Source organism: Mesorhizobium sp. B1-1-6 (assembly GCF_006443035.1).
Lineage (GTDB): Bacteria > Pseudomonadota > Alphaproteobacteria > Rhizobiales > Rhizobiaceae > Mesorhizobium.
Genome location: NZ_VFWR01000018.1, coordinates 95,128 through 110,677, shown reverse-complemented (window position 1 = coordinate 110,677; position 15,550 = coordinate 95,128). Strand labels below are relative to the sequence as shown.

Here is a 15,550-nt window from a genome sequence, read left to right as displayed (position 1 = left end):
CCAGATCGACGACCTGCTGCCGTGGGCCTACATCCGGGCGCCTGAGCTAAAGGCCGTGGCCTGAGAACACCGCTTACCGTAGATACGTTGCGAGGTGACGAAGGATGCCGTGCCCCCCGACATGCTCCAATGCGAAAGCACTGCCATCTCGGCCAGTCAAGTCGACGCTCCAGCCCTGGACAGTGTACTTTCTGCAGTACTTCGCCTTTCGCAAGTCCCAAACTGGTTCTGAGATGTCGGTGCAGGGCAGCAGCGGATCGCGTAGGCCAAGGCTATGGCCTGCTCCACGTCGCCTTCAATCCCTGGAGGAACCTTTGCCGTCTCTGCACGCGCGGCATCCAACGTGATCGCGGCAACGCCGAACATGATTGTAGCGCGCTTAGATAATGCCACATTCTCGGCATCGGCCGCAAGCATTGTGAAGGCCTGATTGCATTCTTGCAGAGCATGTTCAAGATATCCGCTCATCGTCTTTTGGCCCACTTCGCTTGACCGCCTCGCGCCATGGACCACTGGTTAGCTGGCAGTTCCTGGCACCAGTTCGGTTTCGGCTCTTTCAAACCAGCCTCGTTCCACCACATTACGGAGGAGTAGGTCCGGCGCCTTGGTGTAACAGGCAATCGCGAGACTTTCCTCTGCCCGGCTACACGTGACATAGAACAATCGTCGAGCTCGGTCGTTGCCAGTTTCCTCACCCGCAGCCTCGTGCTTTCGATCCGTATCGCTCGGCGGTTCGACCCCAAAGAGCTTCTCATATTTGAATAGGAAGCCGCGCGATTCCTCGTCGCTGATAATGACCATCACCCGCGGAAATTCCAGGCCCTTCACTCCCTGGTGCGTCCCGAATGGGGAGAGCTTGGTGACGTACTGGTCGTAGGCCTCGATCTGTCTGAAGTCAGTCTGAAGCATTTCACGCCACGCGGCGGCCTCGCCGGCCTCTCTTTCATCGACCGCTTCAACGTCGAGCCCAGGGGCATCAGGAGAGGCGAAGGGGACAAGTGCTTCGGGCACTTCAAAAAGACCGCTCGTGGCGACGTTTTCCAGAACAGCACGAAACGTCACGCGGGCCTCCTTACCGAAAATTGCAAACAAGGAAGTCGCCGCCTGCTTGGCCAATACGAGTTGCTGGGAACCACCAGTTTTCAGTGCTTCATCGGACAAGAGAGGCGAAGCCTTTCGCGCTATGCTGGCCAGTTCGAAGTCGTTGCGGGCCTCCAAAGCCTTCACGGTCGGCAGCACTTGTTTTGCGAAGAAATTTAGAGCTGGAAGAGTGCCCTCGATAAGCGCCGTTTGAAGTCTGCTTTGCGGGTAGAGCGGAGCGAACATTTCGGCGAAGCCGAAACGAACCGCAGCCATGTGATGCTCCAACGTGAGCGTCTTCACCCCGCGCGCGTCGGGGCTCCAGCCCGGGTCGCCAGTAATGGCAGCCATACGCTCGCTAACGTACTTTTCGACCGCTGCCTTGTTGGCCCCATTCTCTTGAATGGCGAAGATGCGAACGTAGCCTTCCGGCTTGTCGCTCCTGCCTTTCTGCGTTGTGGCGTCGACGTCTCTTCGAATCCGGTTCAGCAATCGAATGACACGTTGGGGGCAACGGTGGTTCATCGTTTTGCGAGGAAGTATCCAGTCGTCGCCAAGAGCCTTCTCGATACCGACCTTTCCGTCCCCGTAGATGCGCTGCATGGTGTCGCCAAGCAGGCCTAAGGCGAACGAGGCTTTGTGATTGCGCTGGACGCTGAGCAAAGCATCCATCAGGTGCCGGTTGGTATCTTGGCTCTCGTCCACCAAGAGGATAGGAAACTGCGAAATGAGGAGGCTTCGCAGAGTCACTTTCTCCGTCAGAAACTGAGAGGTGATCTGGATGACCTCGGCGTGGTTCAGGGCGTCGCGCGTTCGGTTGTCGCCCGTCGGGCTGTAGACGAATTTCTTGATCCCATCGAGGGCGGCCAGTCTCTTGTTTCGGCTGGCGAGAGAGCGCAGGTTGTCCTGATAGGTCTTGGTCGTGGTATTCCGGGCCTTGGCGAGCTCCTCGGTGAGTTCGGCGATCCGTTTGGCCAACGAGACCTTCAGATACGCACGAATATCGTCATTGTAGCCCGATATTAGAGACCATGCGAAAGAGTGGATGGTCGAAACGACTACCCGAGGATCGTAGTCAAGCCGGCGCAGAATCTCATCGCAGGCAGCGTTCGTGTAAGTCACTACGCCAATCTTTTGCCGCGTAAGCGCCAGTCGACGTCCGTAGGTTCTGCGGACGTGTTTGATCGCATCGATCAGCGATCTCGTCTTGCCTGAGCCAGCCCCTGCGAAAAGAAAGAAGCTCTTCGGCGTATCGAGGTTGAGGCACGAGGCGATCTCGGCGTCGGCACTTGCGTCGAAGTGATCGTCGTCGGCTATGGCTTGGGCATCAGGCATGAGCGTCCCCTGAGACGACATGAGCTTCCCCCGTGGCAGGAGCATCTCCAGAGGCAGGAGCGTCCGCCGGAACAGGAGCTGCTGTCAGAATCTCTATCTGCTTTCGTTTGAGCTGGGCCTCAAGCCATACAAGCCCTTCGACGATGTAGTTGGGTGAAGCGAGAGCCTCGAATTGGTCGGCCTGCATGACGTTCAGGGCGAAACTTCCCTTATCGGCCTTGTTGCGTAAGGCGTCGAAGAAGGCCTTTCCGATCGTGGCAACATCACTGGAGGTGCCGATGGCTTCGCGGAACCGAGCAACCAGACCACTCCCCTTAAGCTCCTTGAAGATTGTCAGATTTGCAAAGGCGAGGGCATCTTCGAACGTATAGGGATACGCGGTTTGTGACGTCGGATTCTCCGCCGGCCAAGTCACCTCTATGGACATCTGATACGCCACGCGAACCTCGTGCACTTCGTCACCACGTAGAACCTTGTTGACCCCATCCGCAAGAAGTTCGTCGACAATGCTCTTGGCAGGTAGCCAGCTCTTGAGCGTGTCGTTGTTGGTGGTTAGCTCTGCTCCGAGCCTGGGTTGCGTGGCATGGTAGGTTGTCTTGGCTGGCGCGGTGTCGGTTGCCGCGGTTACTGTCTTTTCCTGCGCATCGAGATCGGTAATTATGAGAGTAATAAGGCCAAGTTGTTCGATAAGCGGCCGAAGGCGATGCGCGTGGCTGCCGCCGACTTCGAGAACTGTGACATAAGCCTCGTCTACGCGCGGGAAATCCCTGCGGATGAAGTGAGGGAGCAACATCTTCTCTGCCGTGCCTTCGACCAGTATTAGGGCATCTGCGAAGAAAAGGTCTGCATGCTGGGTCCGAAGATAGCGGGTAACGAAGCGAGACGTCTCGTCTGCTTGGCCGAATGTCCTGGTCAAGTTGACCACGACCGTAACAGGCACGCTCACCCCGTTCATGCCGGCCGGCTGACGCCGAAAGTATCGAAGTGATGCGTAGTCGATTTCGTGTGCAACGTGGCTTGAATGCGTGCTGACCACTAACTGCGTTCGAAGCAAATTGCTGCTTCCAAGGTCGGGATGGGCGCGGAGTACGCCGTAGGCCTTTTTTATGAATACCTGTTGGACTTGCGCATGGAGATGTGCCTCCGGCTCTTCGACGAGCACAAGCTGCAGAGGTTCAAACTCGGACGCGTCCGCGGCGTGAGCGGCCTTGCCAACCCGCATCCACGCGTCGCGAAAAGCCATCAGTCGAAAGATCATTGAAATAAGGTTTTGGTATCCGAGACCGTTGTTATCCTCGGGCAAACGGACAATCGGCTCGACAACTCCATCGGATTTCACGACATCGACTTCGAAGGTGATCGATGATTGATGATCGAGACCATCCACGGGCCTTATCCGGGTCGCTATGTGAGGTTTGGGGTCGGTTACCCCTGGGTACCCCAGACCCTGTACCTCTTTGAAAGCCGCATCAAAGCTTTGTGTGAGCCGACCATCAAAAGCATGCTGTGCAGCTTCGATAGCGCGCAAAGCATCGATGTCCTCGGGCTCTGGAAACTCCGAAGGGTCAAGATGCTTTTGGTAGTACGCGCGCAACTGCTCGGAGAGCTTCGTGGACGACTTCAACGCCCCTCGACCGTCGTCGTCCGCATAGCTCGCATTGACGCCAAGGCCACGGTGGGCCGAAATCTCGTTGACCCGGATAAGACTTGAGAGGGGATCCCCTTCCAGAGCAGGCACGGCGTCCGTAAGGAATTGTGGTTTCGCAACCGAGCGCTCCGGCGCGACCAGCTTAGTGGGATCAAGTGGGTATGCACGGACGACCAAGTGGGTCGCCAACTTTCGCGACAGAAAGTCCATGAGGTCGACCGGCCAAAGAGTCAGTTCGCCTGTGGTCGCGGCGGTGTCTTCCTTAGCCGCCCCGGCATCCTTGATTGCTTTGGTGTCGGCTACCGCTTGGATAAAGGCCCGGTGCAGATTCTCTGGATCATCTGGCTCCAGCCGCATCCTCACTCCCAGCAGCCCACCGGTCCAGTCGAGAACCGGGACGAGCTTGCTAACGTGATGAAGTTCTGAGGGCTCGACAGTCAGCCAAATGTCCATGGCTGGAAGGAAGGGGGTCCACGCATCAAGTGAGAGATCCGGTACCCCGCCGGATGCAGCCGCTGCCAGCCAATCGGCCCCGATCTTTGCAATTCCGGACCAGTGACAGATAGTGATGTCATAAGGCTGAAACTGGTGCTGCCTGCGCCCAAGAAGAAAGCGTCTCATTGCCAGCATGGCTGAGGTCTTGCCGCTATTATTGGCTCCAACAAAGAGGGTTGTCTGTTGTGCCAAGTCGACCCGAACTGAAAGGAGTTTGCGGAAGTTGGCAATTTCGAGGTGCGAGATAATCATGAGTGGTCCCCCCAGGCATTGTATTTGTCATGACGGTGCAAATCGGCCGCCAAGTATCGGTGCCATCTGCGCACTGCATCATGAAGAATCAAAAAGCCAGCTGTAATGAAGCGAATCTTATCTTTTGCAGCACGGAAAGTCTCTAATCAGGCATGGCGCTAAAAAAGACTCTCGCAAAATGCCACAATGTAAGATGGCCGGTTCTTTTGGGGACACAGGGCGCGGTGCTCAAACATGAGCGCGTCAAGATGTTTCAAATGTCCATCCTACACCGGCCGTTGAGATGGCCCCATTGCCAGACCTGGTGCCGTCCAATCCTTGCTTTGACGACTCTGTCGACGACTGGCCAACTCGTTTGGATGCGATAGACCCGGAACGGCTTGTCAGACTGAGTAGCCAACGGTGGATCGGGAAACCGGACAAAATATTTGCTTATTGGCGCAAGGCTAGCCTCGCGGACACAATGCCTGCTTTTGGAGACAGTGTGGCGCAGTCCACACGACTGAGATAGGCGCATTGCCGACACAGCGTTTGGGCCGGTAGCGAACCGGCAGATGTGTATCGCTCATCAGCGACGGCCGGCCTTCTGTTCCGTATAGCGAAGGTCTGAGAATGGCCCGATGAGAGCTTCCCGTTGACGGAGATCGCATCATGGGGAGGTCGGTCCTGCTTTCTGCAGCGGATTCTAGCGCCTGCCGTTTGACAATCTTCACGCAAATGTTTGAGATACATTCCGTGCTAGAAGCTTCTATGTGGCAGAGCAAGCCGCAGCAAAGGGATCGTTTTGCGATTTTTCTGCACTTACTTCAGGGGGGAATAGCTTGCCTATTCAGAGCATTTACACATACCTTGTCTATCCTGGTAAAGGTGTCGACGAGATCGGCGCTATCAATGGCTCTGCTGTCCCACTACAGGGTAAGCTCTTCGACCTGTTGGAAGAGGTGTATCTGCGCTCAGATAACGAGTATACAATCGACATATCGTTCAGCCCGGGAGCAGACGGCACCCAGACGAACCCATGCCGAGCACTTCTCATCAACCACCTCACCGACGGGACGATCGACACTGGCCGTCTATTGGCCGAGCGGCTGGCCCAGCACACCACCAAACGATCAGGCCTGGGACTGTTGTTTCTCGTAGCGGGTCAGGACGGCCAAGACCGTAAGATCGTGGTGTCTCGCTTCCCAGCGCACAGTGCAGTGTTGGCGGAGGCAGAAGCGGCAACCCTGACCCTCGCCTTTCTTGAGCGCGTCTTTATGAGAAACGCCTACTCATACAAAGCGGTCGTCTACCAGCATACGTCGCTGACCAACGGCTTCTGGACGGGCCGCGCCGTCGACAAACAGATCGAGAGTCGAGAGCGTGAGGTCTCTCAGTACTGGATCAACGATTTCCTCGATTCTGGCCTTCGCACGACCCCTACGCGCGGAACGCGCCGGCTTGCGCTCGCGCTCAAAGCAGCGGTCAGCAAGGCCAAGGACGTAACCGTCAAAAGTGAGATCGCGTCGGCGGTCACACTCGGCCCAGGTATGCAGGGACAGACCACGAGCGTGAACGGCTTTATTGATCACTTCCACTTCTCTGAGCCAACCCGCAATGCAATCCTCGCCGAGATAAAGGATCCGGCAATCCAGGCTGAAACTTTCGTTTTCGACGCTCCTGTCTTCACTGAGCAGGTGCCGTACCGTACCGTGGAGCTGAGCTCCGGAGCGGTGCTTACAGCGCCGTCGGCCGACTTTGATGAGGTCTTCACGAAGGAGCCGGTCCACGCAGAAGTTGACGGAGAATACAAGTACTCCACCGTAGGTTCTGTCGTGACCGAGAAGATAGCGAGGTCAAAATGACGGACCTTCGAACCGACTATACGAACCGATACACCAAAGCGCTGACACCAGTAGCGACAGCGTTGGTCGGCAATCTGACCGAAATCTTGGCGGGCACACCTCGCGTTGACCGCGTGACCGCACGTCCAAAGTCAATCGATCGCTTCATGAGCAAGGCGGCGAAGGCCGACGGTGGTAAGCTTAAATACGATGATCCGCTCAACCAGATTCAAGATCAGATCGGCTCGAGGATAATTGCCTTCTATTCAAGCGACGTTCCGGTGATCGAAGAGGTCATCCTTCGGGAGTTTCGACCAATCGAATCGAAACACGTCGTTCCTCAGCACCAATGGGAGTTCGGATACTTTGGTAGGCACCACATCCTTCTAATGCCGAGCGACCTCTATGGCGCTGCTGAGGACAAAGCACTCGTCCCGGATGTCTTTGAGTTGCAGATCAAGACGCTTTTTCAGCACGCATGGTCCGAAGCAGAGCACGATCTCGGCTACAAGCCAGGAGAGCAACCGCTTAACCCTGAAGATGAACGCTTGCTCGCCTTCACATCCGCCCAGGCATGGGGTGCCGATCGCATTTTTGACGACCTATTTAAAAAGCGGTCTAGCTAGCCATCAGCTGCGAGTTGCGCGGATGGCCTATTTTGGTCGCCGAACGTCCACCTGAGGGATTCCTGTGCGAATTGCTTATCGATCCGAGAGCCGACTGCCTCTACCGGCATGACCTTGTTACAAGCCCATCTTCCCGCCACTTCGCAGTCAAATCGTTCACAATCAAAGAGGTGCCTTTGGCATGTACTCACCCGGCTTCGAGGAGGACGATCATTTACGGTCTGCCTTCATTCGGCACCTCACCTTGCAACAGCTCAATGAATGCTCCTTGCCTAGGATCAGCGAAGCGACAGATGGTGCGGCGATCCCCCGAATCTTGGTGCAATACTGGCACGATCCGAACGATATACCGGGCGACGTGCGAGAATGCCTCGACAGTTGGAACCCCTTGCAGAAGGAGGAGGGCTTCGAGCTTCGAATCTTTCATGACGCGTCAGCCGCTGCATACATCAGTGATGTATACGGGCTGCCCGAGCGTACGGCGTTCGAGCGATGTCGGCATCCGGCGATGCGCAGCGACTATTTGCGGATGTGCGTCATGTTGGCCGAGGGTGGCCTGTATGTCGATGCTGACGACGTGCTGGTGGGCAACGGCTGGAAGCAATTTCTTCTCGATAGCAAGTTAAAGCTGCAGCCGCTTTGCTACGACATTCCGACCGGCAAAATGATTGCGGCGGCACAAATATGGCAACACGATCTGCCCACCGCCGATCGCATATTTTACGTCAACAACAATCCCATTATAGCGCCACCCAGGCACCCCCTTTTACGACGCGCTCTCGCCCGCGCAACGGAGAGACTGCTGGGCAGAGGCCCGCAACCGGAAATCCAGTCTACGACCGGCCCCGGTAACCTTACGGCCAGCCTCGCAGCACATGCACATGCGTTGCAAAGCGTCGGCACCGAGCTGGATTTTGAACTGATCCGGGACTGGAGCGCGGTCGCGGAAACGCGCTGGGACCTTTCCTATCGAAACGATGCCCGCAATTGGCGGAAAATGGACGTCTGCTGAGACTGGCATTTCAGGAAGTTTGGCTCAATGAACCTTCTAGAAGCTTCGAGTTCGGTACGCGCATTCACCTTCCGTATATCTCGCGCGGTGCTAAGTGCCATCCCCGGCCCTCGGATCTTAGCGTTTGGTCGTGGCAAAGGCAGGATTGAGTCTATCCTGGTGATAAACCTGGACAGGCAGCCAAATAGATGGAGACGCGTTTGCCGGGAACTCGGTCGTTTCCGAACACACAATGGCGCTTCGCTGACATCAATAGCCCGTCGGCTTGCGGCGATAGATGCTCGCGATGGCAGGGCAGTGGCCGCGACCGCGGATGTCGACACAACATACCGCATGGGCGATCAGTTGTTCGTCCAACCCGACGCGCGGCTCCAAGAGTGTTTCGGGCTCGATGAGCCGATCAGGATGACGCGGCAGGAAGTCGCCGTCGCCAGATCGCACATCGAGGCATGGAAGGCCATTGCGAACGGATCTGATGGGCACGTCCTAGTGCTGGAGGACGACATTTGGTTCCGACGCGGCGCTGCCGCCGCTATCGACCGAGGGTGGCGCGCAGCACTGGAGCGCTGCGGGAAAGATCGCGGACCGCAACTGCTCTATCTGTCTTATCGGGACGCGGGAGGCACCGCAGAACGAATCGACGCGTGCGAAGCGCTGTTTCGCCCCGTACGCGGTCTCTGGTTTCTGTCGGGCTACGTGCTGTCGCGCGATGGGGCCGCAGCGCTTTTACGATCGATGCCGGTGGTGGGACCGGCCGATCTCTGGATCAACCATCGGCTCTCCGAGCTCGCCGCACTTGCGTTGGCATCACCAGCGATCCTCCAGAGGGAGGACGGGCCGTCGGACAATTCCTACTCGGTGTTGCCCTATCTCGCGCGGGCGGGAATTGTTGATTCCGGATCAGGCGCAATGCGGCCGGGCCAGGCGCCGTCTGGCCGAGTGTTGGCCTGGAGCGCCGGCGGTCAACAGGAAAGCCTGGCCATGGCACTGTCGATGCTAGGACTGCGTGTGAGAGCCTTCAACGGCGACGAGAAGCCAATCGATGCCAACCAGCTTTCGACACTCGGAGTCATCTTCGACGCTCTCGTCGATGCCCCGCTGACGCCCGAGGCCCTGTCTGCGGCGATCAAACAAAGTGGGACGAAATTCATTGTCGAGCCGAACGCCGCGTTCCGGACAGCCCTTGAGCTGAAGAAACTGCGACCTTCCCGATTGACGGTGCTAGACGAGCGCCAAGATGGCCGGACCTGGACGCCGCTCTGCGCGGCTTTAGGTCTGACCGAACCTATACACGCCTTCCCGATTGGCCCACCCCGTACCTGGAGGATGTTCCGCGACGACCGATCGAATGGCTCGCCTAACGCGATTGCGAGAACCTCTATCGAGAAGTCCCTACTCGATGACTCTCCTTGGGTTTTGCCCGCACAGGCCATATGGGAGCGTGGGCGGGTGTCGAACCGGCATATGTCTTCGCCGGGGACGACCGTCTTGGCAGCCAGCATGAACAGCCCGAGCCCTTGGCTAAAAATTCTCGTAGAGACTTTTCCAGGCAATCTGGCTTCCTTCGCCACGGGGGGGCTACGGTACGGGCCCGATAGCGTCCAGCTCACCCTATCAAAGGCGATCGACGGGGTCAGGCCATTTCATTCTGGCGCTTTCGCCTCAACGCGCCCCTTCGGTCACGGGCGTTTCGAGGCTGAAATCAAGGCCGCCCCGGGATCGGGCCTCGTGACCGGTTTCTTCCTTCATCGAGAGTCTCCGCGACAAGAAATCGACGTCGAGCTTTCCGGAAACGACCCGCAGAGCATGCTGGTCAATGTTTACTTCAACCCTGGTGATGAAGGGAGTGCGATGGGTTTCGGTTACCGAGGATCTCCGTGCCGTATCGAACTAGGCTTCGACGCGACTGAAGATTTCCATACCTACGCGATTGAATGGCGACCCAACGTCATCATTTGGTCGGTAGATGGCCACGTTGTCCACGAGCGAGTCAGCTGGGACCCAACACCGATTCCGCACCTCCCGATGCACTTGCACGGTAACCTATGGGTGCCTCGCTCTGAAGAATTGGCAGGTCCGCTCAACGAGGCCTTTTTGCCCGCAACGGCCCACTTCAGGAACGTTTCGGTATGCATGTAAACGCAGCTGGCGGTGCCCGCGTTACACGCGGGAAGTCCGTTGGGGTGAAAATTCCCCCTTTGCTACGTTCGAGAGGAGGCTAAGAGCAAAAAGCTGCTCAAACACGCACGTGCCGCAGCCAAAATATGCGGCCATGCCAATTATGAACTTACGGCAGGTTTCAGGATCAGCAGATTCGATCCGGAACGGCTTAGTTGCGGCGCGAAGCAGCCATTCGCAACCCGGCGTACACATGCCAGTTGCTGGAAGCGCATGAAGCATTTCAAGAAAAGGCCCATTCCGCATCAGCCGGCGTGACCACTCCCTGCCGAAGTCGCTTGTGAAGTTCATGCCACGATGGGTCAGTCACGAAGCCTTCCATGCTCCCACAGGCCTCGGCGAAGGAAATGTCGCCCAAACGGTCGATAAGATCACTCACCCCGCCGTTCATGCCATTTAGGAACAGCTCGAGCGGGTCATCATCACACTCAATGACCCGATGTCCCCAAGCACCCGGCACGTCGTCGGTTGCGAGAGCCTGCCGAAGATCTCCATCCACGCCTGCCGCCTCGAGCGCCTGGCAGACGACATAGCGCATCAAGGGGTAGTAGATCGGCTGATAGCTGCCTCCAAGCGCGCGCACGCCGGGCAGGATCGACAAAACCAGAAACATTAGCAGGAGATTCGGGACAAGGCTGCGGTTTGCCAGCCGCTGGATGATGTCGGGGGCCGTGAAGCACGCCACCTTCATACCAGTCGCAGGATCGATGAGTTCGCCTGCGATCAGACGCAGCGGGCGGCGTTTTCCATTTTCATAGAACCAGAAGAAATCAGTGCCGCGAGCGAGCCAGCCACTCCAGGGGCCGGACGCGAGCCCGTCGAGGCCGGCAAGGATATTGGAAGCGAAATTCGGGTCTTCCAGCAGTCTCATGCGTAGCCAGGAATTTTCGTCCGACAGATGGTCGGCCACCAGGTCGGCAACATCCTCATCGTCGATCTGCAGGAAAGCAAAGCGGCCTCCGAACATTTTTGGCCAGAGGAGCTGATTGGCTGCCTTGATGGCATGCGCGGGCCGCTCGAATTGCGTCTTCGGCAGAAAGCTACGAAGCAGCCTGAGCGCGTCTTCCCCAGTGTTTGGCTCCGTCGGCAACAACTCGAACCTGTAGGGTCCCTGCCCGGCTAACAGGCTGTATCCGTTCATCCGGCTTCGGCTGAGGCCGAAGACGTTGATCGGCTTCCCGTCAATGGTGAGCCAGCCTGGCCCCTTACGTGGTTTTTCAACAAGGTTCACCGTCGAAACGGCATAGGAAACGTAGGTCGAGCAGCTATGCGCCGAGAGGCCAAGGAGGCTGAAGACGTGTGTGTAAAAGGCTTCCGGCTCCATGAGGAGAAACAAATGAGGCCCTGTCTGCATCACACGGCGCTTTTCGAAATCCCTGCAGATTTCCGAGGCGGTATCGGTCGACAACCCGTTTCGTGTCGCTGCCTTCCTGATGATGTCGAGTAGTTTGGTGAAGGCTCGAAACCGGACTTCTGGCCCGGTCCTGGAAGCTGGCGCCTCGAACAGGCGACACGCATAGTCGCGGATCGGCCGGGAATGATATGGGCTTATCCAGGGGTAAAGTGCCGTCAGCGACCCCAGGACTGCCTGTTTCGCATCTACGCCTACTGTTAGCTCTTCCACCTCACGATTCACCCTTTTCTTGCGTCTGAACGCCGACGTTCAAACACGAAATACTGATGAGGAGCACCACTCCAAAGCTGAAGAAAATCGTCGAAGGAAATGCTCGATCTCCTACAGCGGCGCCGATGCCGAAGACGAGTAACCCGAGCGCCACGGCCACACTGTGCATAATGCCTTTGGCCCGGCCCAACAGATAAACGGATACACGCGACTGCAATGTGACTTCAACGCTGACGCGGCCAAGATTGTATAGAAATCCGAGCGCGGCAAAAAGGATCACTGTCCAGGGCGTGCGCAGAGATGCCAGCGCCATGAGCACAAGTGCCGTTAAGCCCAAAAGCATGAGATGCCGCGCGTGCGTACTCATCGCTCTTTCAATCCGGCATAGAGAGACCGCGCCGATCAGTGAGCCCGCCGACCATGCGGCCTCGATGTAGCCGAAATCCACGGCAGTACCCTTCTGCTCCTGGAAGACGAAACTCGATCCCATGACGCTGACAAGCACCGCGCCTGTATAGAGGAGCGCGTAGACGGCAATCAGACGACGCAGGTTCGGATCGATTTGGGCTGCAGAGATTTTAGCGATGCGGACATCGCGCGAAACCGGTTCCAGCCGCATCAAGGCAAGGCAGCCCGCTGAAAACAGGAAGAAGGCAGCAAGGACGGTGAATGGCAGGGCTGGGGAGCGCTGATGTAGCAAAGGCCCTGCAAGCAGAGCTGCGCCGAGGTTGCCGAACTGCATGACGAAAAACACAGCGGAATTCGAGGCTACAAGATCGCGGCCGTCAGCTATCACGGGGATCATTGATTGAGAGCTCGTAAGGGTGACACGGTCGCAAAACGAAAACAGGGCCGCTGACATGCAGATGATCAGAAACACGTCCATGTAAAGGAGCGCGCAAGCGGTCGCCAGCATAACGACGAAGCGGCTGAGATCTGCCGCAACGTTCAAGCGTCGCCTGTCAAATCGATCCGCCGCTACGCCGGCCAGAGGGCTCGCGATGAATTCGACAATGCTTGCAATCGCAAGGAACGTCGCCACGCCGGCAGTTCCGTACCCCCGCTCGACGAGAATCCAGGCGGATGCGATGTAGTAGCCGTTCCGGGCGACGGCCGCCGATAGCGTGCTGGCCAGGAATCCGAAGCGGGGATTGGACCAGTTGGGCCGTCCCTTGGCATGATGAATTCGAACCAGGTTTGACATGAGCGGCGCATCCGGGCTGACCGCCGATGGATACCTTCTTCCGCCAGGCCTGCTTTACTGTGACGTTGGGGTTTTCCGATACTTGCTGAGAACCGACAAGCGGCGGCCTAGATTCTGCACTTACGACGAAATTCCGTGGGGGCCGCGCCGAAGGCCCGCTTAAAGGCAGTCGTGAAATGGCTCGAACTGCCGAAACCACATTCCATCGCGATCTCCGTCGCCGACAAATTGGTCGATCGCAGCATATCCGCGGAGTGCTCCAATCGGCGCTGCGCGATGTATGCGTGCGGCGTCATGCCTGTCGATTGCTTGAAGGCCCTCCAGAAATGGAACCGGCTAACCCCAACCTCTTTTGCCAAATCGGCGAGCGTAGGCCTGCCGCTCGACAAGGCCTCGATCATTGCCACCGCTCGCTTGAGATCGAACGATGACAAACCGCCTTTTGCGGGTTCCTGATGGACGCCGTTCAACCTGAACATTTGCCCGAGCAATTGCGTAGCCTGGCACTCCACCATCGTTGCACTGATGGGGTCAGGCTGCTTGAGCTCCAAGACAATCCTCTGCAACGCCAACTCTACAGTGGTGTCCCGAAATCCGATCGAAGGCGGCAGCACTGCCGCGCGATTGCGAGCCATTCCCGCAAACACGTCGTCGGCGAACCCTTTTTCAATCGAGACCAGGAGGTAGGAGGCGGTCGCGTCCCCCTCGTCCCACCCATTCCAATCACTGCCGGCGGGAATGAAGATTATCGAACCGGCGCGGCGCGGCAAAAAAGCAATCCGGCGCCCGTCGACAATGTCTTCTCCGCGGCTCGCTGTGCCCTTCAGATTCATCAAGAACACATGGTTTGGCTGCAGGATTCTTGTCTCCTGACGCTCGAGCCCGGTTCTTTTGACCACGTCCGCCCGCACGCTCCCCCAATTCTCATACTTGTGGGCAAGCGATTGGTGCTGTGAACGGCGATTCTCGGTCGGGTCGAGGGCAAGAGTATTCACGTATCCACAGTCTCCTTACTGGCGAGTAACCAGCCGTTGCGTGATGTGGCGAACCATGGGTTGCTGAACAACACGCAAATAACTCTGGATTGGTAGAAGATGTGACTTTAGCGAAAAAATGGCAAACGAGTGAAAGCCGCCTGTATCCGGCAGGCCTACCAGTTGGCTCAGCCAATACTGAGCCCGGTGAATATTAGAAAACACTTATCCTAGTGGAATTTCCCCAGCGACGTATCGGCATCTCACCAATCGAACGTGCTGGAGGCATACTGCGATGCGTGGACTCGATGAATTTCTGGCCGAGTGCGACCATGGTCCGCGGATCAACGGACTCGCCGGCTTTTTCGCAGCGACCGCGGCCGGAAAGAGCGGGATGCCAATCCGCAAGCCCGTCGCCGACGCCCGCCTTCTGCCGAGCGGTGAACTGCTGCGCGGCCTGGTTGCCCTGCATGCGGCACGACAAGGTTTTTTCGACCAGCACTATCACGGCAGCATTCCCTACAGACTGGAGGAAGAGTGCCGGATGGCCTACGCAGTGCTGAAATACGCACGGCTCCGTGGCGCTCCGCTTGCGCTATACAGCCTTGGAACAGCGGAAGGCACGATGGCGAGAACGTTGTCGGAACTGTCCGAAGGACAGATACGCACGCTGTCGTGCAGCCCAAACGCGGAGAATTACACGAGCTTCATGGCCTATGGCGAACCGCCGCACGCCGACTTCTTCATTGGACCCTTCCATAAGTTGACCAAGGACGTCCTGGGTTCAGATCCGCGACTGGCAAATTTCGCCCACGGCTTCGATATTATTCTGGAAGATACGACCTTCCAGATGTACTCGCCAAACAGAGCAAGCCAGATCGAGTTCGTGACCCAGCACCTCAAGCAGGATGGACTCTTCGTCTTCGTCGAGAAGTTCCGGGCTGCCGAGGAGCCGGACTACAGGCGTCGCGAATACCAGAAGGATTTTGGCTTCAAGGCGCGCTATTTTCCCCCGGACGAAATCGAGAAAAAGCAAACCCTCGTTCTGGATACGATGTTTGGCAATGAGGTGACTTTGGCGCAGATGGTCGACGCGATCCGCGCGCATTTCAGCTACTGCGCCCTGACCTGGAACAGCGGAAATTTCTGTAGCCTCGCCGCCAGCAACAGCCAAGAGAACCTGAATAGGTACCTCTCCCAGATGGCCACGCCAGCCATTCCGCACGAGTACGTCTACGAAACCAGCTTGTATCCGACCCTGCCGGTTCGCCCCGCCGCGCAGGAATAGGCGCTTAAGCC

At 57.5% G+C, this 15,550-nt stretch carries 10 protein-coding genes; 5 read left to right on the top strand and 5 right to left on the bottom strand.

The genetic code is table 11. The annotated features are described in order from the left end of the window. Window positions 1-516: 516 nt before the first annotated feature. Window positions 517-2,415 carry a UvrD-helicase domain-containing protein gene (locus FJ979_RS28240; protein ID WP_140562083.1) on the bottom strand — a complete coding sequence of 633 codons (1,899 nt, stop codon included), beginning with the start codon at window positions 2,413-2,415 and terminating at the stop codon, window positions 517-519. Continuing rightward, entirely contained in the window at window positions 2,408-4,810 is a 2,403-nt protein-coding gene (locus FJ979_RS28235; protein ID WP_140562085.1) for an AAA family ATPase, read from the bottom strand. Before FJ979_RS28235 ends, FJ979_RS28240 begins: the two co-directional genes overlap by 8 nt. Window positions 4,811-5,562: 752 nt before the next feature. On the opposite strand from FJ979_RS28235, the gene FJ979_RS28230 reads away from it, so the two are divergent. The 4 genes from FJ979_RS28230 (at window position 5,563) to FJ979_RS28215 (ending at window position 10,410) form a co-directional block, all read left to right on the top strand. Then, window positions 5,563-6,654 carry a hypothetical protein gene (locus FJ979_RS28230; protein WP_140562087.1) on the top strand — a complete coding sequence of 364 codons (1,092 nt, stop codon included), beginning with the start codon at window positions 5,563-5,565 and terminating at the stop codon, window positions 6,652-6,654. Next, complete coding sequence (locus FJ979_RS28225) at window positions 6,651-7,259, top strand: hypothetical protein (RefSeq protein ID WP_140562088.1); 609 nt, start codon at window positions 6,651-6,653, stop codon at window positions 7,257-7,259. Before FJ979_RS28230 ends, FJ979_RS28225 begins: the two co-directional genes overlap by 4 nt. 181 nt (window positions 7,260-7,440) lie before the next feature. Beyond that, a complete protein-coding gene (locus tag FJ979_RS28220) occupies window positions 7,441-8,271 on the top strand; it encodes a glycosyltransferase (RefSeq protein ID WP_140562090.1) in 831 nt (276 codons plus the stop codon). A 297-nt stretch (window positions 8,272-8,568) separates the two neighbouring features. Then, window positions 8,569-10,410 (top strand): family 16 glycosylhydrolase, encoded by a 1,842-nt coding sequence (locus tag FJ979_RS28215; RefSeq protein ID WP_210240557.1) that lies wholly within the window; start codon window positions 8,569-8,571, stop codon window positions 10,408-10,410. A gap of 262 nt (window positions 10,411-10,672) precedes the next feature. Here FJ979_RS28215 and FJ979_RS28210 read toward each other — a convergent pair whose 3' ends face one another. The 3 genes from FJ979_RS28210 to FJ979_RS28200 form a co-directional block, all read right to left on the bottom strand. Then, entirely contained in the window at window positions 10,673-11,857 is a 1,185-nt protein-coding gene (locus FJ979_RS28210) for a hypothetical protein (RefSeq protein ID WP_140562093.1), read from the bottom strand. A gap of 217 nt (window positions 11,858-12,074) precedes the next feature. Then, window positions 12,075-13,277: an MFS transporter gene (locus tag FJ979_RS28205; protein WP_140562095.1), complete on the bottom strand. Its 1,203-nt coding sequence runs from the start codon at window positions 13,275-13,277 to the stop codon at window positions 12,075-12,077. Between the two features lie 107 nt (window positions 13,278-13,384). After that, window positions 13,385-14,272 (bottom strand): AraC family transcriptional regulator, encoded by an 888-nt coding sequence (locus tag FJ979_RS28200; protein ID WP_140562096.1) that lies wholly within the window; start codon window positions 14,270-14,272, stop codon window positions 13,385-13,387. A 274-nt stretch (window positions 14,273-14,546) separates the two neighbouring features. Here FJ979_RS28200 and FJ979_RS28195 point away from each other — a divergent pair, with 274 nt between their 5' ends. Beyond that, complete coding sequence (locus FJ979_RS28195) at window positions 14,547-15,539, top strand: class I SAM-dependent methyltransferase (RefSeq protein ID WP_140562098.1); 993 nt, start codon at window positions 14,547-14,549, stop codon at window positions 15,537-15,539. Window positions 15,540-15,550: the final 11 nt, after the last annotated feature.

Coding starts and splice junctions, on each gene's coding strand:
- FJ979_RS28240 (WP_140562083.1), bottom strand. CDS start 2,415: ATGCCTGATGCCCAAGCCATAGCCGACGACGATCACTTCGACGCAAGT.
- FJ979_RS28235 (WP_140562085.1), bottom strand. CDS start 4,810: ATGATTATCTCGCACCTCGAAATTGCCAACTTCCGCAAACTCCTTTCA.
- FJ979_RS28225 (WP_140562088.1), top strand. CDS start 6,651: ATGACGGACCTTCGAACCGACTATACGAACCGATACACCAAAGCGCTG.
- FJ979_RS28220 (WP_140562090.1), top strand. CDS start 7,441: ATGTACTCACCCGGCTTCGAGGAGGACGATCATTTACGGTCTGCCTTC.
- FJ979_RS28205 (WP_140562095.1), bottom strand. CDS start 13,277: ATGTCAAACCTGGTTCGAATTCATCATGCCAAGGGACGGCCCAACTGG.
- FJ979_RS28195 (WP_140562098.1), top strand. CDS start 14,547: ATGCGTGGACTCGATGAATTTCTGGCCGAGTGCGACCATGGTCCGCGG.